The 20,146-nt window shown below is 45.0% G+C and carries 12 protein-coding genes; 5 read left to right on the forward strand and 7 right to left on the reverse strand.

What is annotated here, in order from left to right; translation table 11 throughout:
- Positions 1 to 107 precede the first annotated feature (107 nt).
- Positions 108 to 1,784: a murein L,D-transpeptidase gene (locus EXU57_RS03815; RefSeq protein ID WP_133266820.1), complete on the forward strand. Its 1,677-nt coding sequence runs from the start codon at positions 108 to 110 to the stop codon at positions 1,782 to 1,784.
- A gap of 513 nt (positions 1,785 to 2,297) precedes the next feature.
- On the opposite strand, the gene EXU57_RS03820 is transcribed toward EXU57_RS03815, so the two are convergent.
- The 3 genes from EXU57_RS03820 to EXU57_RS03830 form a co-directional block, all read right to left on the reverse strand.
- Positions 2,298 to 3,053 carry a murein L,D-transpeptidase catalytic domain family protein gene (locus EXU57_RS03820; protein WP_243745491.1) on the reverse strand — a complete coding sequence of 252 codons (756 nt, stop codon included), beginning with the start codon at positions 3,051 to 3,053 and terminating at the stop codon, positions 2,298 to 2,300.
- A 200-nt stretch (positions 3,054 to 3,253) separates the two neighbouring features.
- Positions 3,254 to 3,670: a response regulator gene (locus tag EXU57_RS03825; protein WP_133266821.1), complete on the reverse strand. Its 417-nt coding sequence runs from the start codon at positions 3,668 to 3,670 to the stop codon at positions 3,254 to 3,256.
- Between the two features lie 239 nt (positions 3,671 to 3,909).
- Positions 3,910 to 5,574 carry a pectinesterase family protein gene (locus tag EXU57_RS03830; protein WP_133266822.1) on the reverse strand — a complete coding sequence of 555 codons (1,665 nt, stop codon included), beginning with the start codon at positions 5,572 to 5,574 and terminating at the stop codon, positions 3,910 to 3,912.
- 320 nt (positions 5,575 to 5,894) lie between these two features.
- Here EXU57_RS03830 and EXU57_RS03835 point away from each other — a divergent pair, with 320 nt between their 5' ends.
- Together EXU57_RS03835 and EXU57_RS03840 are read left to right on the forward strand one after the other, a co-directional pair.
- Positions 5,895 to 6,944 carry a sensor histidine kinase gene (locus tag EXU57_RS03835; RefSeq protein ID WP_133266823.1) on the forward strand — a complete coding sequence of 350 codons (1,050 nt, stop codon included), beginning with the start codon at positions 5,895 to 5,897 and terminating at the stop codon, positions 6,942 to 6,944.
- Between the two features lie 235 nt (positions 6,945 to 7,179).
- Positions 7,180 to 7,959, forward strand: coding sequence for a LytR/AlgR family response regulator transcription factor (locus EXU57_RS03840; RefSeq protein WP_133266824.1), 780 nt, complete (start codon positions 7,180 to 7,182; stop codon positions 7,957 to 7,959).
- A gap of 15 nt (positions 7,960 to 7,974) precedes the next feature.
- Here the strand turns inward: EXU57_RS03840 and EXU57_RS03845 are convergent, their stop codons facing one another.
- Positions 7,975 to 11,013: a sensor histidine kinase gene (locus EXU57_RS03845; RefSeq protein ID WP_133266825.1), complete on the reverse strand. Its 3,039-nt coding sequence runs from the start codon at positions 11,011 to 11,013 to the stop codon at positions 7,975 to 7,977.
- A 225-nt stretch (positions 11,014 to 11,238) separates the two neighbouring features.
- Between EXU57_RS03845 and treA the strand changes: the two genes are divergently transcribed.
- Both treA and EXU57_RS03855 read left to right on the forward strand, forming a co-directional pair.
- A complete protein-coding gene (treA, locus tag EXU57_RS03850) occupies positions 11,239 to 12,897 on the forward strand; it encodes an alpha,alpha-trehalase TreA (protein WP_133266826.1) in 1,659 nt (552 codons plus the stop codon).
- Positions 12,898 to 13,141: 244 nt separating this feature from the next.
- A complete protein-coding gene (locus tag EXU57_RS03855) occupies positions 13,142 to 14,092 on the forward strand; it encodes a carbohydrate kinase family protein (RefSeq protein WP_165958020.1) in 951 nt (316 codons plus the stop codon).
- A gap of 346 nt (positions 14,093 to 14,438) precedes the next feature.
- Here EXU57_RS03855 and EXU57_RS03860 read toward each other — a convergent pair whose 3' ends face one another.
- The 3 genes from EXU57_RS03860 to EXU57_RS03870 form a co-directional block, all read right to left on the reverse strand.
- Complete coding sequence (locus EXU57_RS03860; RefSeq protein WP_133266828.1) at positions 14,439 to 15,026, reverse strand: HU family DNA-binding protein; 588 nt, start codon at positions 15,024 to 15,026, stop codon at positions 14,439 to 14,441.
- Positions 15,027 to 15,172: 146 nt separating this feature from the next.
- Positions 15,173 to 16,813, reverse strand: a complete 1,641-nt coding sequence (locus tag EXU57_RS03865) for a hypothetical protein (RefSeq protein WP_133266829.1) — start codon at positions 16,811 to 16,813, stop codon at positions 15,173 to 15,175.
- A gap of 17 nt (positions 16,814 to 16,830) precedes the next feature.
- Entirely contained in the window at positions 16,831 to 19,872 is a 3,042-nt protein-coding gene (locus tag EXU57_RS03870; RefSeq protein WP_133266830.1) for a tetratricopeptide repeat protein, read from the reverse strand.
- Positions 19,873 to 20,146: the final 274 nt, after the last annotated feature.

Raw genomic sequence — 20,146 nt, forward strand, 5'->3', positions numbered from 1 at the left:
TGATTATAGAACGGTTTGCTTCCATAAACTCTACAGGTGCAGCTCTTTATAACTTTGGATTAATCTACTGTTCTTTAAGGCATGGGTTTTGTAAAAGACAGAACCATATGAAGAAACTTTTATTACCATTAGTGTTTTCAGTAATCGTATTTTCCTGCAAAAACGCCGGGAAAAACAATGAAGAATCCGAGTCGGATAGCCCCGCAAGTACCGAAAAAAAGATCAGTAAACGCGATCTGAGCATTACCCCCGAAAATGCCTACAATGACCTTTTTTTAGACAGCATGGCCGTTGTCAGGTTTATAGAAAGGCAACAACTTAACGACACCATATCCCGACGTGTTCGTAGTTTTTACAACGCCCGCAATTACCAGTTTGCCTGGTTTTCCAGCGAAGGTTTAACCGAGCAGGCACGCGCATTCTGGAACCTGCACAACCACTACACCACTTATAGTAATGACAGCAGTTTTGCTGATAAACGTTTAAAGCGAAAAATGGCCAGCCTCGTTCTGGAAGAAGAATTGTCGCTTAAGGCATCTGATACATCATTACTTGCTACTGAATTAAAGCTAACCCAACACTTCATTCAATATGCAACCAAGGCGTTTGAGCCAGGAACCGTAAAGCGGAAAGAAATGGAACGCTTTGTTCCGCGCAAGAAAGAAGATGCGTTGTACCTGGCCGACTCGCTGCTTACAAAAAAGCATAAAGACAACAAGTATTTCGAAGACATCAATAAACCCTATAAATTGCTGAAAGCGGAGCTGCAGCGTTATTATGATATTGCTAAAGCGGGCGGCTGGCAGCCGGTGGGTAAATTGCCCAAGTTAAAGAAAGGCGCGGCCGCGCCTGAAGTACTTGCACTAAAACGTCGTTTGCAGGTGACAGGCGAAATGCCAAAAGGCGATACAACAGATATCTTTAATGATACACTGGTTGGTGCTATAAAAACCTTTCAACAGCGGTTTGGCTATACGCCAACCGGGGTAGTCACCGAGGCACTTGTAAAAGAAATGAACGTACCGGTGACCGAACGCTTAAAACAGCTCCTGATCAACATGGACAGGATGCGTTGGATGCCTAGTCAGCCTGAAGGAAATCTCATCATTGTTAATATACCTGAATTTGTTCTCCACGTATACGAAGGAGATAAAAGGGCCTTTGACATGAACGTAGTTGTTGGTAAAGAAGGTCATAATTCTATGATGTTTACAGGGAACCTGAACCAGGTAGTTTTTAGCCCATATTGGAACATCCCGGAGTCGATTGTTAAGTCGGAGATTTTACCGGCAATCGAGCGCAATCCGAATTACCTGGCACAGCACAATATGGAAATCAAGGGCACCTATGACGAAGGTATTCCTGCAATCAGGCAGCTACCTGGCCCCGACAATTCGTTGGGTAAGGTGAAGTTTCTCTTCCCGAATGACTTTGACATTTACTTTCATGATACACCTGCCAAGAGCCTTTTCAACAAGGACAAGCGCGCCTATAGTCATGGCTGTATCCGGCTGAGTGATCCCGTAAAAATGGCCAATTACCTTTTGAGAAATAACCCTGAGTGGACACCGGAAAAGATTGATGAAGCTATGAACCAGGAAACGGAAAAGTATGTAAAGCTTAAAGATGCTGTGCCGGTGGTTATTACTTATTATACCGCCTGGGTTGATGATAACGGTTTATTAAACTTCAGGGAAGATATTTACGGACACGATAAGCACCTGATGGAAAAGATGTTTGTATCGGAAAATAAACCCGCTTACCTGAGCAAGGCAACAAAGTAAGAGTCGCCATTGTGCGTTTGGAACGCAGCAAAGCAATCCCTAAAGAGCTTCTTTAAAACAACAGCCCCAAATTTGGGGCTGTTGTTTTTAGTTTAGGTTGTACGGGTAAAAGCCCGATAAGACTTTTAGCATCAGCAGGGATAACTTGTAACAGGGATCGCCGCGCGTGATGATGCATGTGTTTAGGGGATGGTGTCGACCGGTTTGAATAGGTTTGAAGATGTGCCTGATACAGGTTAATGAACAAGCGTCGTGTCGCAGACTCCGGGTTATCGTTGCTGTATCACTGTTCATAGGGTTGAATTGTCGCATAACGGCTATATTGCTACAATGATCTATAGAGTGAGCTAATCCAGATCACCGAAAAGGTTTGTGTTGCGTATAGACACGTTGTATAGTTCTGCACCAAGAGTGGAAAAGCAGGGGTGAAACTGCCCTACCCGGTCAAATTAGAAAAGCCCCGAAATCGGGGCTTTTCTAATTAATATTTATCAGCAACGCTTCAGTGCATGCTCATACAAGTTTATTCACGAGCCTGGAGTGTGAAGCATAATATTTATCTGTTCCGTATATGAAAAAACAACTGCCACTCTTGATCTTTGAGATGATGCTCTTGTGAAGGTTTTCACTTACAGCCGGACAACCCTGGCTGCGACCAATATATCCCTGGGTTTTTATGAGGCTTTCGTTAACATAAGCTGCACTATGCATTACTATTCCGCGGCTAAGTGCACGATCGTTGAAACCCTTTTCTTCGCCATTTAAACGAAGAGAATACCCATGTTTTCCGGAATAGGTATCCTGTGTAGTATAAAAACCGATGCTGCTCTTGAAGCTGCCATCCTCGTTAGAAAATTCATTAGCTGCTTCTCTGCCTGAGTTCCGTCCATGAGAAACATAGGTATGAAAAAGCAATTTTGATTTCTCCAGATCGAGAATAAACAATCGTTTGCGGCTGGAGGGCAAACTAAAATCAGCAATAGAAAGCACTTGTTTGTTGCGCACTTTTCCTGAAGCAAGTAAAGTTCTGTATCCACTCATTGCAAAATCGTAAGCTTTGCGTGACAAGCCAAGATCATTTAATCTTAAGGAGTCATACAGGCTTGTTTTCTTTAAGTCTGATGAGGGGTCGGCAGCAACTATCTTTTCATCAATATTGACAACCGCGGTATTTGAAGAAATAGTATTCGATGCAAAAACGAAAAGGAAGTGCAGTAAGAAAACTGAAACGGCGATGAGCGTGAATTTCCGGATCATTGAAATATTCATTCAGTGACTATTGCGTTAATTAATGATGATGACTAAAAACGGTGATCGTGGTAGAGGAGGGATTGCAGACAGCGACTGATAGAAATCATTAGTGCTGAGCGGATACAAACTTACGACAATGTTGTGGGGATAGGAGGATAACTGCCCGTCTTAATAAACATTTAACGGATCTGTAAGTAGCTTAAAATCAGCTTAAAACATTAATTTTCAAGTTTGCTCATGGTGTAATCACTTGCTAAAAGCTGCTTTAGTGCACCGCAGAGCTCATCAAATTTACTGGGTTTCACAAGAAAGTGACTTGCACCCATTTCAAGAGTTTCTTCCATATCTTTTTTCAAGGAAGAAGTTGAATATATAACTATAGGCACGTCTCTAACACCTGGTAACTTTTTGAGCTCAACTAAACACTGCCGCCCATTGACGCGCGGCATATTCAGATCAAGGAAAATGTAGTCAGGAAGTTCATCCATATTTTTTTTGAGGAAGTCAAGAGCTTCATCACAGTCGAATGCAGTTATACAACGAATGTCATCATCCAGTTCCTCAACAGCTGCAGCAAAGATTTCCTGGTCATCAACATCATCGTCAATAATTAAAAATGATTTCTGATTTGTCATGTTTAAACTGGTTAACCTTTTTTGATGTGCGACTGCAGGCGAGTTATAAGTGAGCAAAAGTATGCAGGAACACCCTTAAAAAGTGACTTGCACCAAGATTTCACATTTCTAAGGGCGTGTGCTGCTGATGATTAGGTAAAACATTGGCCCGCTGCAAAAAAATGATTGTTAACGTCAATACTTCGGAACATAACAACATTTTGCGCAAATTGTTGAACCATGGTCAGGATACTGCTAAATTAATCTGCTGCATTCGGATCCCAACCGGAGAGCACATTGATGGCAGTATATTGTTGTGCTTCTTCCGCCGTTAATTGGTGTGCCCATGGAACCCTGGCGGCTGTTGCGGCACCAGTACCAACATTTTTGTATTCTGCGTAGTAAGTTGTTTTCTCGTTTGCCGGGTTGCTCCAGTTGTTCCAGCCGGCGGGTGCAACCTGGTTTCCCAGGCTACAATATAGAAATACCGTTTTAGCAAAGGGCCGCCATGGTCTGCCCAAGAGAAATGAATTTGGCGGTGCACTACCGGTTATGTTACAATGCAGGAAAACGTAGCCAAATTTCTTGTTTTCGGGGGTTGAAGCAGCCGTAAAGTAGCCGCCCTGCTTGCCAAAGATGGTGCAACTATCGAAAACGGCAGTTGAGGAACCAAAGATGAAGTCAACCGTTCCTTCGATGTAGCAGTTTTTATAATATTGCCTGCTCTCTTTGCCAAAAGTGTAAAGGGTGTCCTGGAAGCCAAGAAAGCGACAGTCTTTGAACTTTGCCCGGTCACCGGCCACGAATACGGCAACGGCCTGTCCCACCGGGCCAGCGGTATTCTCGAAAGTTATATTGCGTGCACTAAAGTCGGGACCGTAAATGTAAAATCCCGAAGACCCAGAGGTACCCTTGTCTTCGCCAAAAATGTTTTTCTTTTGGTTATAGTCGTCGTAGGTGATGAATGTGCTGTCGAGGCTCTCGCCGATGAGTGTAACCATGGTTTTAGATTCAGCCAAAACCAACTTTTCTTTATAAACCCCATTTTTAATAAAGATGGTCGTAGTCTTTTTTCTGAAATCCGGTACGGCATTTATTGCTTCCTGTACAGTGCTAAATTGGCCGGTTCCATCCTTTGCAACAACAAAGTCGTAAGCAAGTGTTTTTGGGTCCACCTTAGCCACTACTCTTTTTGCCAGGTCGATACCCAATTGCTGTAAACCTGCTACAGCAAGTGCTGCCATCTTTTTTGCGCCAACAGGGCTAAAGTGGGTATCGTCTTTATTACCCGTCGGATAGTTCACATGGCCAGAGTCGACATAGTTGAATAACCCCTTTGCTTTTTCTTCACCAAGCTGCCTGATGAGTGCCTCGCTCCTTTGGTGCATATCGATCATTGGCACTTTCATTGAGTCAGCAAGGCTCCTGACTACATCCGGGTAGGCCCCATGTGAATCCGTAAACACCCCATCCTTGTAACTCCGCCGGGCAACAGGTGTCAATAAGACCGGGGTCGCTTTTTTAGCCCGGGTTTCGGTTACAAACTTTAAAAGGTTTTTCCGGAAGTCGGCAAGCGAGGTGCCAACCCCTGGTTTTGTTATTTTTTCATCGTTATGCCCAAACTCAATAAAAACATAATCACCCTTTTTAAGCTGATCAACGATTGGCTGCCAGCGATTTTCATTCAGGAAGGACAAAGTGCTGCGCCCGTTCATTGCCCGGTTATCGATGCTAACACCCTTGTCAAAAAATTGCCCCAATGCCATACCCCAACCAGTCTCCGGGTATGCCTTTTCCTGCTTGTTCGCCATGGTGGAGTCGCCGATGAGATAGATGGTTAACGGTTTCGGCGCATTTATCCAGCATATGAGGAGCAGGCTACTGATAACGCCAAGAAACTTCAGGCTGGTTTTACGAAGGTGCATAATGGAGAAAATAAGGTTGAAACAATAAATATATGAAATCCGGAATACCGATCTCCCTGCCGGCTCGATAACAACCTTTGGCTGTATTCCTTCGGCGTCAGTATGCTTCAGCACGCACCACCATTTGTACCTCGTTGGTCTAAGGCGTTTATGGAGAAAATGCAATTTTGTAATGGTTGGTACATGGGGCAACCCGGGTAGTTCTGCTTCCTATCAATTGAAACAGCGAAAGTTACAATTCATCAAATAGTCGGGCGATTGATACGGCGATTCAGTTGATCTTTGCAGAGCCTGTTTATCTTAAAGGCGCCAGGTTTACGATGATACAAACGCTCGATATAAAACCCCTTGCTTACTCGAAGAAAGAATGGATGATCATGTTGATCATTATGCCGCCTATTGCTGTTGCAATCAACTTTTTCGTGTTTAAGGGGAACTACTTCTCAGATTTCCGGAGCTTTTTCATGTCTACTCTTCCGACCCTTATTATATTACTGATTGTATATACCCTATGCGGTATGGTAGCCGGTATCATGCAAATCCGCTTTCCGCGGTACAGTCAAACTTTCACCCGGATCGGGTTAAGTCTTCTCGCGTATGTTGGGATAATGGTAGCAGGCATAACGATCATTTTCCTGGGTTACGATTACGTGGGCTTTATGGACTACGAGATCAACTGGCATGACTATACTTCAGCGCTCGTAGCCGGCTTTATATTTAACTTACTGGCTACAAGCCTTAACGAAGGCGCGTCCTTTTATGAAAAATGGCGGATCCTTGCCGATGAGGCAGAAAACCTGAAAAAGGTGAATCTCCAGAGCCAGTTGGAAGGGCTAAAGGGCCAGGTGAACCCACACTTTCTTTTCAATAGCCTGAATTCACTGTCATCCCTGATCAGCGATGAACCCGAAAGAGCCGAAAAGTTTTTAGACGAAATGAGCAAGGTTTACCGCTACCTCTTACGGACAAACGAAGAAGGACTGACAACCCTTCACGCTGAGGTACTTTTTGTACAATCGTATTTTCACCTGCTAAAAACCAGGTACGGCGAAGGGCTTGATATGGAGATGCGGATTGATGAACAGTATTTCCAGTACCAGCTACCACCCCTGACCCTGCAGATGCTGGTAGAAAATGCGGTAAAGCACAACATGATGTTGAAAGAAAGCCCGTTGCAAATCATGATTATGACCACAAACAGCGGCCGGCTGATCGTTAGCAATAACCTGCAACGTAAACTCAGGAACGTTACTTCAAACAAGGTGGGACTAAGCAACATCATGAATAAGTATCGGCTGATGAAACAGGACGACATCCTGGTGAATGATGATGGAAAGGAGTTTTCTGTTGTTGTTCCGCTGCTGCCCTAGCCTGCCTTACCGTATAAAAGGCCCCGGACAACGTCTCGAATTGAAGAGTTGAGTCAGTCATACCGGGCCATACCTAATCGTGCCATTGTTCTTTAAATACAAGGATATATTGAGGTGAGATTTGACTGTTTTATTCGTGTAATTAACAATTACCCGGCTATCTTAGAGGTAACAATCCTTGTGCGCCGTGGGCAAAATCCCAAATGCACATTACTAAACCCTACAACCTAAGGAGATGAAAGTACTGATTATTGAAGACGAAGAACTTGCAGCAAAAAAGCTCAGTAAAACACTTGCGAGCGTAGATGAGACTGCCGAAATCGTAGGCATTGCAGACAGCATCCGGTCGTCGGTACAGTGGTTGGAAAGCAATCCCGCGCCTGATTTAATACTCATGGATATCGAATTGGGAGATGGTCAGAGTTTTGAAATCTTCGACAAGACTGAAGTAAAAAGCACCGTTATTTTTACGACATCGTATGATGAATACGCGATAAAAGCTTTCAAGGTAAACAGCGTTGATTATCTGCTCAAGCCCGTGCAGAAAGAAGACCTACAAGCAGCATTGGAAAAAATGAGAAACCTCCGGAAAATTTACAGCGTTCCTGCGGAGCCCGCAACCCTTAATGTAGACAGCCTGGTAAAGGAACTACAGCAGAAACTTCAGCCAAAAGAATATCGCAAAAGGTTCCTGGTTAAACATGCTCAAAAGCTGGTCAGCATCGAAACGGATGAAATTGCGTACTTCTATAGTGATGGCAGATTAAACTTTTTTAAAACAACAGACAACCGGAAGTTTGTTGTAGACTATACCATGGACGATCTTGAGGCGATGCTCAACCCAGAGCAGTATTTTCGTATCAGCCGCTCTTTTTATGTGTCTATTGCCAGCGTGGACCAGATACACGATTACTTTGGAAACCGGCTCCTGCTCCACCTGAAACCGGCGGTTGATAAAGAAGCCCTCGTAAGTCGCGAAAAAGTCACGGACTTTAAAAAGTGGATGGGAAAATAGTGCGGGTGGCCCTGCTTATATTGGAATTACCAACCTGACCACCGTGCCCGTGTTGATTTCAGAATGAATATCCAACTTACCCTTTAGCGAGGTTGCGCGCTTGCGTATTTCATTTAGACCCCGGCCAAAACTCACCATTTCAACGTCGAATCCTTTTCCGTCGTCAAGAATCTTCAACACCAGTTTACCCGTTTCGCAGTGCAGGTCAACATCAACAAACCGGCATTCGGCATGCTTCCCTGCATTAAGCAATACCTCTTTAAAAATCAGGAATAACTCGTGGCGGCTGTGCATATCTAAACGGATCCGCTTTACAGGATCGCCGATGTTTATCGCCACTTCCACATGATACTTTGATTGAATTTGTCCCGCATACTTCTTCATACGTGAGATGGTATGCTTCATCTCATCATTTTCCGGGTGAATGCTCCAGACCATATCGTCCATTACTTCCATCATGCGGTAGCTACTTTCACTGATCTGGCTTACGTATTCTTTTGTTCTGACAAGGTCGGTTTCGGCTTTCACCTTTGCCAGCTCGCTAAGCATATTGATATTGGTAAGCGTGCTGCTCATATCCCTTGTAAGGCTGTTGGCAATATTGGCACGAACACGCGCTGTTTCCCGAATTCGCGAAATCCTGAATTTATCAAACCAATACAAGACACCGACAAAGGTTAACGCTAGCAGGCTAACAAACCAGTAGGTCGCCCAAAATGGGGGCTTCACCTTTATCTTCAAAGCCGTTACCTGTCCCGAGTAGTTTCCCTCGCCGTCGCTGCACCGAATTCGAAACGTGTAAGAACCGGGAGGCAGGTAATTATACACTGCCTGGAAAGTTTCCCCCGCAACGTTCCATTCCTTGTCCAGGTTTTCCATCATGTATTCGATGCTGTATTCATTCAGGTAACTAAAGGTTGAAAATTCAACGATAACAGCGTTTTTATCGTTTGGCAATTCAATGTTGCGCAGGCGTGATAGGGAGTCTACAGGTAACCACTTGCCCATTACAGAAAAGCCGGTGACATGAACAGCGGGGGGTTTGCCCCCACCCTGCATCATTTTCCCGGGCTTAAAAACCACCAGGTCGTGAGAGGTTCCTATTGCGATCCGGCCATCATTCAACATGACAGCTGCACCAGGATTGTAAGCATTTGGCTTGATACCGTCCTTTTCATTATAACTCGTAACTATAATTTCATCGCCCATCTTAATGCTGCAAAGCCCGTTGGCGGTAGTTACCCAAATGTATCCCTGTCGGTCTTTGATGATATTCGAAACATTATTGGAAGGCAATCCATCCTCGCGGGTTAGTGTTGCGGTGCGGTTGGTCCGGTCGTTAAGGATAATTAGTCCGGAACCGGCAATGATATAAATGCTGTCGTTAAACTGAATGATGTCGGTGGCGCCGGCGCTGCTCAGCCTGCTGTTCTCCGGACCTTTTACCGTAAAAGACTCACTTACTTCAGCTGATACGGGATTTACCTTGAGCACCCCGCTTGCAGATGTACATACCCACATGATGCCCTGCTTATCGGTAAAAAGTCGAAGTATCTTGCTGCCAAACCGGTGCGCCAGTGAAAATTGGTTTGTAGCCGTCGTATATTTTACAAGATGCCCGCCCTGTGTTCCAAACCAAAGGTTGCCGTTCAGGTCACCTGCAATTTGGCGGATTGTGCGCTTCTCAAATACTGGTGGTTGCAATTTTTCGGATGTGCCATTGCTGCGCGAAATAAACAAGTAACCGTCCTGATTGCCCCTCCATATGTCGCCATTGTGGTTCTTATAAATACACCAGGGCATCCCTTCTCCAAGTTGCAGCGAGCGTTGTACAAAGTCTTTCTTTACAGGTTGAAACAAACTGTCGTAAGCAAATAATCCGCTGCCCCAGGTACTAACCAAAATCTCATTGCTACCTGTTTGCAAGATACCCGTTACGTCGGGGGTGAAAGCGGAGTCCTTTCCTGGCCGCTTGTTTACGATGGTATGAAAAAACTGGGCTGATGGATTAAAGTAGTAAAGACCTTTATCGGTACTCACCCAAACATTGGACTCCCTATCGGTAAAAAGGTCACGAACACCATTGTATCGCATCGCAAAATCGCCTGAAAGATTGCCGGGGATAATTTCGAAAGTTTCTTTTTTACCATTAAAAGTGGCAAACACGCTTCCACCATATACATACAGCTTTCCGGCTATCTCGCGTATGCCTGCAACTTCGTGATAAACATATTTGAGTTTCTGAAGCAACTGAGCCTCCCACTCCATAACTTTCTTTGTGTGCGGATCAAAACTATACAGGTATGGACCAGGTCCGCTAGGCCCCCAGGAGTATATCCAAAACCGGCCGGTGTTGTCGTGGAACGGGTGGGTTAGGTGCCTCAGCCCTGCAAAAGCGTTGATTACAGGATCGTTTGCAGGATTGTTTAGCCGGCTAATCACCATCCGTCTTGCTGCGTCGTACTTTACAAGGCCAGAGTCGCAGGCTATCCAGTATACCTGCTGCTTTTTCACGTGCACAAATTCGCGCACTTCCCAATTAAAGGGAATCTGGAAAGGGTTATCGGTCGTAAAAGCGCCTTGTTTATCATTGTATGTATATAACCCAAGCCGGTCGAGGATCAGCATAATATGGCCGTTACTGTCCGCTGCAAGATGCCCGTCAGTATGGAGCGCTTTCCCGTTTCGCCATCTTACCGGAACTTCGTGGTAAGTGTAATCAATCGTATTCAGGTAGCCAATGTTATTGTCGCCGGCGAGCAGCCACAGCCGGTTACGGCCATCGAACTTCATAGCCCTGATCTCATCACTGGCAATTGAAAAAGGGCGGCTGCTACTGTGCTGAAAGGTTATAAACCGATGACCATCGTACCGCTGGAGACCATTAAGGGTTGCGATCCACAGGTAGCCCTTTGCATCCTGTTGTACGGCGACAACATCATCAGCAGCAAGTCCGTTCCTGGAGCCGAGATGGGAAAAAAGGTATGGCTGTTGCGACTGGGCGCTGGCAAGCCCACCAATAGCCAAAAACATCAGCGCTATAAAGAGCCGCAAGTACAATAGGGTTTAGTTTACTCAAATATAGGTAACAGCTGCATATGTTGTATTGCTGCCCGACTGGCAAAGCGCAATGATCAGCTTACGAGTACAACCTTGTATAACAGCAATTCCTTATCATCGTGCTGTGCTAAAGCCAGGGCATAAACGAAAGTTAATGGTATATTTATTTCCTGATGACCAGGTGGGTAATGCCTTAGATAACATGCCTTAAACTGCCGAATGAAAAAACTCACAACATTCCTTATCGTTTACTTCGTTGCCGCGGGCACTTTCTCGCAGTCGGTGAGAGGGGTTGAACGTTCCGGAGCTAAAACCTATGTCAACCAGGGCAGGCCGACGGAAAAATTTAAGCAGCCACAAACGCCGGATCAGATTTGGGGCAACCTGTTTGTAGACGTACAACTAAAGAGGGCCTTAGGCGATAACAAGAGTTTTGTAGATGCACTGCCAAAAACATCGCCCGCAATCATCCTTGCTAAATATCAAACCATCAAGAAAACGGGTGCAGACAGCGCAACTTTACGAAAGTTCGTATTTGAAAACTTCGAGGTTCCGGTTAGCGTTGGTTCAAAAGTCGTAGGGTCAAAAACACTGAAGCAACACCTTGAGGCACTATGGCCAACGCTCACCAGGAAGGCCGACATCACACAGCCGTACAGTTCACTGCTTCCTTTACCCAAGGCTTACGTTGTGCCGGGCGGCCGTTTTCGCGAGATTTACTATTGGGATAGCTATTTTACCATGCTTGGGTTAGCCGTAAGCAATCGCTATGATCTCATTGAAAACATGCTTGATAATTTTAGCTTCCTCATCAGCCGTTATGGTCATATACCAAATGGCAATCGTTCGTATTACCTCAGCCGGTCGCAGCCACCGTACTTTGCCATGATGGTGCAACTGCTGCAGCAAAAGAAAGGCAATGCGGTTTACCGGAAGTACCTGCCCGCAATGATGAAAGAATATAAATGGTGGATGGAAGGAGAAACGGGTTTAAGGCCCGGAAGCGCACACCGAAGAGTGGTCCGGATGGCTGAAGGCGAAATTGTGAACCGCTACTGGGACGACAAAAAGGCGCCACGCGAAGAGTCGTATTATGAAGATGTTCAGAATGGATTAGCCTACACGGGTACGGATCGATTGGTGTACACCCACCTTCGGGCAGGTGCGGAAAGCGGTTGGGATTTTAGCAGCCGCTGGTTTGCCGACACTTTTAACCTTACCGCTATTGAAACTACCAACATCATTCCTGTAGACCTGAACTGCCTGCTTTATAAATATGAAAGCATACTGGCTTCGGCCAGCAAAGCGACGCAACAGGATGTACAGGCAGCCCGGTTCACCGATCGCGCAAACAAGCGCAGCGATGCTATCCAGAAATATTGCTGGAATGAAAAGGCAGGGTATTTCTTTGACTACAACTTTACTAAAGCATCTCCAACCCATATCTGGTCGCTTGCCGGTGTGCTTCCGCTGTTTATGCAGGTGGCCACCCATAAACAGGCAGAGTTGGTGCAAACGCATATTCAAAACAAATTTTTAAAGGACGGTGGACTGGTTACAACCATTTACCATACCGGCCAACAATGGGATGCGCCAAATGGGTGGGCGCCACTGCAATTTCTTGCAGTCCAGGGGCTTGTTAATTATCGTTACACCGAACTCGCACAATCAGTTGCCGAACGATGGATGAGGATAAATGAAACTGTTTATGCCGGCACGGGTAAAATGCTGGAGAAATACAATATTGAAAATATCCATCTTGAAAGCGGTGGCGGCGAATACCCCACGCAAGACGGCTTTGGATGGAGTAATGGGGTGTACCTGAAGTTTTACCAAATGTTTCGATCAGCTGGAAATGCGCCAAAAGCAAAGCAATAGCAGCATGTTTTGCGAAATCAAACAAAAAAAAATGCGGAATTGGGAAACTAAAATTCTTCCTGCGAAACCAGAAGAATACCTATGGACCGGGCACTTATTCGCTGTTTGGGCCTTGGTTACCCGGCCGGCTGAAGCCATTCGGACGGGGGCGTTGCACTCTTGTACCTCATACCTTTTTTAACAGTAACCAACTGGGTTAAATACCTTTTGCGAACCATTCTATGATATGTATACTAAACCAGGCATGAAAATCCTATGTATCGGCGAAGCATTGATTGACATGATCTGCACTGACAATGCCTCGTCGTTAGCAAATGGTGAACACTTCTTAAAGAAACCCGGTGGCGCACCAACCAATGTTGCAGCTGCTATTGCCGCGCTCGGTGGGGAAGTATTACTTGCGGCTAAGGTCGGTGACGATCCTTTTGGCAACCAGCTTGTAAACGTCATGAAAGACTTTGGCGTTTCCACCGTCTGGATGGTTCGCGACCGTAATTACTTTACTACGATCGCTTTTGTTTCGCTGATGCATGACGGCGAACGCGACTTTGTTTTTAATCGGGGTGCAGACGGCCAGCTTTCTATTGAGGACATCGATGGTATAGACCTGGATGAATGTTTCATTATTCACTTTGGTTCGGCAACTGCTTTTTTACCCGGACCACTTCAAGCTGCGTATACTTCCCTACTGGATAAAGCCCGGAATACCAATAAGATCATCAGCTTCGACCCGAACTATCGCCAGCTCTTGTTTTCACACGATCACCAGGGCTTTATTCAACAATCCTGGAACTTTTTAAAGCAGTGCCATTTTTTTAAGGTCAGCGATGAAGAAGCGATGCTGCTGACCCATAGCTCGTCGATTAACGAAGCTGCTACAATTTTTGCCAACCATACTACGGCAACATTTGCCATTACCCTTGGCAAAGAAGGCACCATGCTGGTGCACCGCGGCCAAAAAACAATGGTGCCCAGCATAGCGGTAAAACCTGTTGATACCACCGGCGCAGGTGACGCTTTTGTGGGTGCGGTATTGTACCAGTTGAGCAAGCTTTCACTTCCGGTAATTGAAGCTATGAATACCGAAGACTGGCGAACCATCATCTATAATGGCAACAAAGCCGGCGCACGCACCTGCGAATACCACGGGGCGATGGAAGCTTTCAAAAATCTGTCGGAGGGCATATTTGAATAGTCGGGATTAAAAGACCGACGAACGCAGGTGTAGAAGATTGCTTTAGTTTAAGGAACAAAAGGGTTACTTAAACGCAGTGAGCGCACGAGTATGATTATGGTGTGTGTGAACGCAGCAATACGAAAATTACAAGTGAAGTAAAAAATCAAATTACAGGGAACTGATCGGCAGACGCAGGCTTTTACAACAGGGGGACACGCCGAATAGCGATATGCCGTACAAGTGAGTGACACAATAACTGCTCAACCGGGGTTTGCTGCCGGTCAACAAAAAAAAGTTCAAAAGTGTGGCGATTTACGGGTCGCTAAACGCATAATCCTTCCCGCCCAGATTAGTAGAGCTTTGGTTATGCCTGCTGCATGGATTGCATTCTCCAGTAATAAAAGGCTATAGCAGCGATGGCGACAATTGCAATGATTAATGCATATATCCACCATCGGTCGGTTGTGTTTCTGCGTGAACCTTCATGGAAATGTTGCTGCATTTGTGTGTTGGTGCGGACCGCGTCGCCAACAAGAATGTGATGTTCCGCATCTTCCCGGACAATGCGCTCGGCATGCGCCGGTGCAAAATAACTGACCATGCTTGCCGCAGGTTGGAAAGTAGGCCCATCGGCTCCAACTTCCAACAGGCCAAAAAACGGCAGTTGTACCTGTTTATTGGAGTATAGGTTGTTTCGAAGTGTGTCAAAAAAACGACTGATGATCTGCGACGACTTCTCGCGCGACGAGCGGGTTTCATCAGCTACAAAGTCGACGATTGACTCATCAACCTGTTCGCACCCGGGTAAAAAGTTGATTTGTGGTACGGGCGGCAACACAACTTTATGAACAAAGTCCAGCTGAGCGGGTTGCTGGTTCATGGTGAAGAAACCTATGCCGGGAATAGCAAGGCTCTTGTGCAGGATAAAATATTTATAAAGCAATTCGACCATGTGAGCTGTTTTGAGAGGGCGAATATACAATTGACAATTCAGGAACAACCGAGAACATTTGCACAAGGTGCCTGAAAAGTAAATCCCGGTGGTGAAGAACGGAAACTTGTCTTGACCACCGGGATTGCTATCCTAAAATTATGCATCTATTTTTTTCCCTGAGAAAAAGAATACACTACCCCACCGAGCACATTAAAGCCAAGTACTTCGTACTGGTTCCAACGCTCGTAGCGGTTGTTCAACAGATTGTTGAACTGTAACCAAAGACTTAGTTTCGGAAGTATGGTAAACTCCAGCCCGGTGCTTAAATCAACTGCCGGCTTTTGTTTACGATTATTTTTGTTCTTATCCATGTACTGAGGGCCATCCCAAAAGAAGAAGTCACTTTTCCACTGCAGATCCTTAAGAATTTGCCAGCGCAATCCAGCCGTTACTTCAACCGGGAGCAGTCCGAAAGCTTTGTCGTAAACCTCAAGTGCACGATAGTTTGTGAGGTTGATGGCGCCAAGGAGTGAAAACTTATCCTGCACGGTATAGCCCATTTCGCCATGTAACCTGATTGCTTTCATACTTGGCTCGTATACCGTTCTGAATGTTTTGCCATCGATGGAGTCGTTGATAAACAAGGCAGCATTTGAATAACGTAGCGCGGACAACCGAACATTGTACGTAAAGTGGTTACCACCCGATCCTTTAAAGCCTGCGTACTGTTCTGTAATACGCGTGTTTAGCAACTCAGTTGGCTGGAAGATATAAGGGTTAAATGCAGCAAGCGATTGAAAAGTGTTTTTGTTGTAATAACCAATCCAACCTGCCTGTATGGCAAACGGATAATCAGGCAACTTGAGCACACCCGTAAAGTTGGGCAACAACTTAAATTGGCTGTTGTCCCACGATGGTGTTACACCTGCATTAACCGTAATGGTTGGCTTTTTTATGAGTAAGGATGGATTAAGATAATAGAGGTTGTTTTTTATGTTTTCGCCTGACCCCCTGGAGTAGCTGGTAAGGTCGGCCACCAAACCAACATTGATCGAAAAATCTTCTGCAACGGTTTTGGTAATGGGTGCATTTAAAAGAAGACTGGTTTCTTTACCACCGCGATTGTCGCCGAACAGGTTCAGACCGAGTGAAGGGTTGTAATCGATACCGAATGCATTTTTCTCGCGATTGCGAAATCCTGCATTCGCATGAAAAGTGCTAAATGTTTGCTTCAACTGATCTTTGGTAAACTTTAGTGTATCGGGCCTATAGCCATACCAGTGCTGGGTGCTGTTTTCGAAGCCAACACTGCCGCGCCATTCGTTATTGCCAGAAGAATTTAATACACCATCAACAACAGCGCTGGAGCGACTATATTGTTGAAAAGGGATCTTACCTTTCGAAGAAATGTGCTTTGTATGGAGGTTCATAATGGAACCCTTGCCATCACCCAATGAAAGCTTTGCCTGAAGGTAAGGGGTGCTGAAGTTTCCGTAACCCGCTTTTACATAATTGTGGTTCTCCCAATCCAATGTCGAGTCTACAGCAAGTGCCAGTGGTTTTAAGGCCACGGGCTGATACGAAAAGAACAGGTTTTGAGACGGGACATTATAATTCAATATCGGCCTCGAAGAGTCGAGTGCAGGAGCAGTAGCGTTGAAATTTATTTTGGTAACGGGTTTTAAAACCGGCTTGTATGACGAGGTTACCACCACCGTTTTCTTACTGCTGTCTGCGTTTCTTGTTTGCGCATATGATGATGATGCGCCTACAACGAAAGCCATTATTATCAGGATTCTTTTCATGTATTGTTTTTGTGCAATTACTCAACCAGTTTACTTCCTTTGCTTTTTTCGGCAACTACCGATTTTAGTTTTGCCTGTGCTTCTTCTTTCAACTCGCTGATGGTGGCGTTTTCAGCAACGCTTTTGAAAGTGGCTTCGGCATTGAAGTAATCTTTTTGTTTCCAATAAATATCCCCCAGCAGGATGTATGCTTTAGTTGTCCAGTATTCGTAAGAACCGGCTTTATTTACAACATCGAAGGCAGCCTTTTCAGCATCAGCAAATTTGCCCTGGTCGAACAGGATGGCTGCAAGCTGGTAGCGTGCTTCGGCCGCGAATTCTGACTTACCCAGCCCGATTACTGTACGATAGCTACCTGTTGCAGCTTCGATATCTTTTTTTGCATGATATGATTTGGCGAGGACCATATTGGCCATGATGCGGTCATCGGTTGCTATACTTTTTTGGGTAAGCAGTTCCTGTGCATTTGGAACAGCTTCGTTCCACTTGTTCAGGCGATATTGAGAACGGAGCAGCCCACGCATGCTTTCAAGCCTGGTATCCTCGCTTGTAGCAATTGACTTTAGCTGGTTGTACAGGTTTTCAGCGGCACTGTAATCTTTTACCTCAAAGAAATTAATTCTTGCGGCCTGCAACACTCCCCTTTCGGCATACTTATTTGGTGCCTTCGATGCTACATATGAATAACCCTTAAGTGCATTCGTGAAGTCTTTTTTACCATTATAAATTTCCGCAAGGTTGAAGCTGGCGTCGATGGCATACCGGCCTTCAGGAAACTTCGACAGGTAGGCTGTAAAACCCGACTGTGCATTTGTTACATCATTATTCTCGTAGCGGTTGTTTGCAGATGCATAGGTGAGCGAGTCTTCTTCGCCGTAGCTAACATTTTTGCCGCTCTGTTTCATGAACTCAACAAAGTCCTGAGGCTTTTGATCATCGATAAAGATGTTACGCACATACTCAACGGCATCGTCACTTTCGGCAGAATTCGGGAAAGCGGAAATAAGCTTTTTGAAATTGTCCAGAGCATCCCGGTTATTTTCGAGATTGAAGTAAGCAATACCCAGCTTAAGGTATGCCTGCGGCAAGTATGGACTATTTTTTACTGCAATGATTTTGTTTAATGGGGTAATTGCCTCCCTGAAGTTTTCTTCACCGAGAAAAGTGTTTGCGATTTCGAGGTTGGCATCGGTCACCAACCCGCTATTTGGAAAGCGCTGTTCGAGGCTTCTTAACAATGTGATCTTTTCGCTGCTGCGGTTGGCTGCACCTGAGATCAGGGCTTTCTGGTACAAGGCATAGTCAGCAGACGGCAGTGTACTGCGGATAACCGCATCATACATATCAAGCGCCTTCTTGTAATTCCTTGTCATGAAATAAGCATCTGCACTCCGTAGAAAGGCATCCTGTTCAACAGGGGTGGAAGCAGTATTAAGTGAGCGGCTGATTTGTTCAAAAAGACTGAGGGCCTGGGTATAGTTTTCTTTTTGCATGTAAGCATACGCAAGGTTATAACGCGCATGCTGGCTATTTACTTCACCATTGCTTGATGGGTTTTTCAGGTAAAGGTTGAGGTACTCAATAGCCTGGTCGAAGTTATTGATGCGGTAAGCAATTTCGCCTTTCCAAAAATTTGTAAAGGGCAGTTGTTGTTCATTGTATGGAAGGGTAAGGATACGCGTAAACAAGTCGTCGGCCTTTTCGATCTGCTGATCATTTACCAGTTCCACTGCACGACCGTAAAGAATTCGGGGGTATATCCTTTTTGAGGTTTCGCTTTTTACGGGGAGGCTCTCGTAAAGGGTGATGGCTTCGCGATAGTTATTCGTACTCGCCAATACACTCACCAGCAATTCACGTGCTTCAGCGTTATAAGTTGACGATGGGTACTGCCCGATAAATGTTTGCAATTCTGTTGCTGCAACATCTGGAAAGCCAAGCTCGAAGGAGAGCTTTGCGTAGTTGAACTGTGAAATCTCCTTTTGAACAGCGTTGCTGCTGTTTGACGCAGAAAACAAAAAGGCACTACGCGCATTAGCTTTCTGATTTGTTTTCAGATAGGAGTCTGCCAGCAGGTACATACTATTTTGTGCAAGAGAGTCTTCTTTTCCACCAAGCTCTTTGAATCCGGTGATTGCTTTATCCAGCTGTTTTGTTTCGTAGTAAGTATAGGCGAGTTCATAGAGATCTTCGCGGCGTACTTTTTCAGCTTTACTTACATAATTTGCCAGGTAGGGTTGCGCTTTCTGATACTCCTTCTTTTGAAAGTAAGCATGACCCAACAACTGTTGCAATTGGATATCATAATATTGACCACCTTTTTTCAGGCTTTCTTCCGCATATTGAATTGCCTTGTCTGTTTCGCCATTGAAGTAGAGTATTTCAGCAATATAATAGGGAACAATCTTTTGGTAAGTGGGTTCATTTTCAACTTTCCTGAAAGAGGCAAGTGCCTCTTTATAATTTTTGTCGTAAAATGAAATAAAGCCGTAATAATAATTTGCGTCGAGGTAATTGGGATCAGTAGGAATTTGCCTGATGGCGTTAAACATAGGTTTAGCCTGTGCAAAATCCTGCGTGGTAAAATAACCGTATGCCTGGTGAAACTTTACGTCTGCAATTTCCCTGTTGCTCAGGTTGCTGATACCTGCTTTCTCGTAATAAGCATTTGCTTCGGTGAAGTTCTGCTTACGAAAATAATATTCGCCAAGATGGTAACTCAATACCTGGTTACGTGGTGTATTGTATTCAAGGTTGATGAAGTCTTTCGCAGCAGATTCAGCAGCAGTTTCGTTTAGTTTTAAGCCGGTAACGATGGTATAGAACCTTGCCTCTTCCTTAACGGTTAGTGGAAGGTTACTCTGCTGAGCGGGGGCATAAAGAATGTTTTTGAATAGCGGGTAAGCAAGGCTGTATTGCTCTTTTTGATAAAGCTCCTTTGCAAGTTTAAAGTCAGCATCGGGGTCGTTGTTAGTTTTGGTAGCCTGGGCGTTTACCTGCCCTATCGTAGCCAAAGCCAATGCTGAGGAAAGGAGAAGTTTTTTATGTATGTTGACCATAAATTAAAGGTAACGGTGGTAAAGAGCGCTTAGTATTCAAGCTTTCTTAATAAAAAGTCAAAAAGAATTTCAAAGATAGTCACAGCCCTGCTGAACAAAGACCATTCCATTTTATGTGGATAAACAATGCATAACATTTCGTATTTAGCACATCTTTCCCGCGAATTCAAGGATAGAGTTTTGGAGTTGAGGCTAACGAAGATTGCACGAGTGAATGAGACCCATGCTGTGAGTGAAGTATTAGGTGCACTTTCGGAAGTTGATCACCGTATAT

It is taken from the genome of Segetibacter sp. 3557_3 (genome assembly GCF_004354985.1).
GTDB lineage: Bacteria > Bacteroidota > Bacteroidia > Chitinophagales > Chitinophagaceae > Segetibacter.

Coding starts and splice junctions, on each gene's coding strand:
- EXU57_RS03855 (WP_165958020.1), top strand. CDS start 13,142: ATGAAAATCCTATGTATCGGCGAAGCATTGATTGACATGATCTGCACT.
- EXU57_RS03815 (WP_133266820.1), top strand. CDS start 108: ATGAAGAAACTTTTATTACCATTAGTGTTTTCAGTAATCGTATTTTCC.
- EXU57_RS03860 (WP_133266828.1), bottom strand. CDS start 15,026: ATGGTCGAATTGCTTTATAAATATTTTATCCTGCACAAGAGCCTTGCT.
- treA (WP_133266826.1), top strand. CDS start 11,239: ATGAAAAAACTCACAACATTCCTTATCGTTTACTTCGTTGCCGCGGGC.
- EXU57_RS03830 (WP_133266822.1), bottom strand. CDS start 5,574: ATGCACCTTCGTAAAACCAGCCTGAAGTTTCTTGGCGTTATCAGTAGC.
- EXU57_RS03835 (WP_133266823.1), top strand. CDS start 5,895: ATGATACAAACGCTCGATATAAAACCCCTTGCTTACTCGAAGAAAGAA.
- EXU57_RS03840 (WP_133266824.1), top strand. CDS start 7,180: ATGAAAGTACTGATTATTGAAGACGAAGAACTTGCAGCAAAAAAGCTC.
- EXU57_RS03870 (WP_133266830.1), bottom strand. CDS start 19,872: ATGGTCAACATACATAAAAAACTTCTCCTTTCCTCAGCATTGGCTTTG.
- EXU57_RS03825 (WP_133266821.1), bottom strand. CDS start 3,670: ATGACAAATCAGAAATCATTTTTAATTATTGACGATGATGTTGATGAC.
- EXU57_RS03865 (WP_133266829.1), bottom strand. CDS start 16,813: ATGAAAAGAATCCTGATAATAATGGCTTTCGTTGTAGGCGCATCATCA.
- EXU57_RS03820 (WP_243745491.1), bottom strand. CDS start 3,053: ATGAATATTTCAATGATCCGGAAATTCACGCTCATCGCCGTTTCAGTT.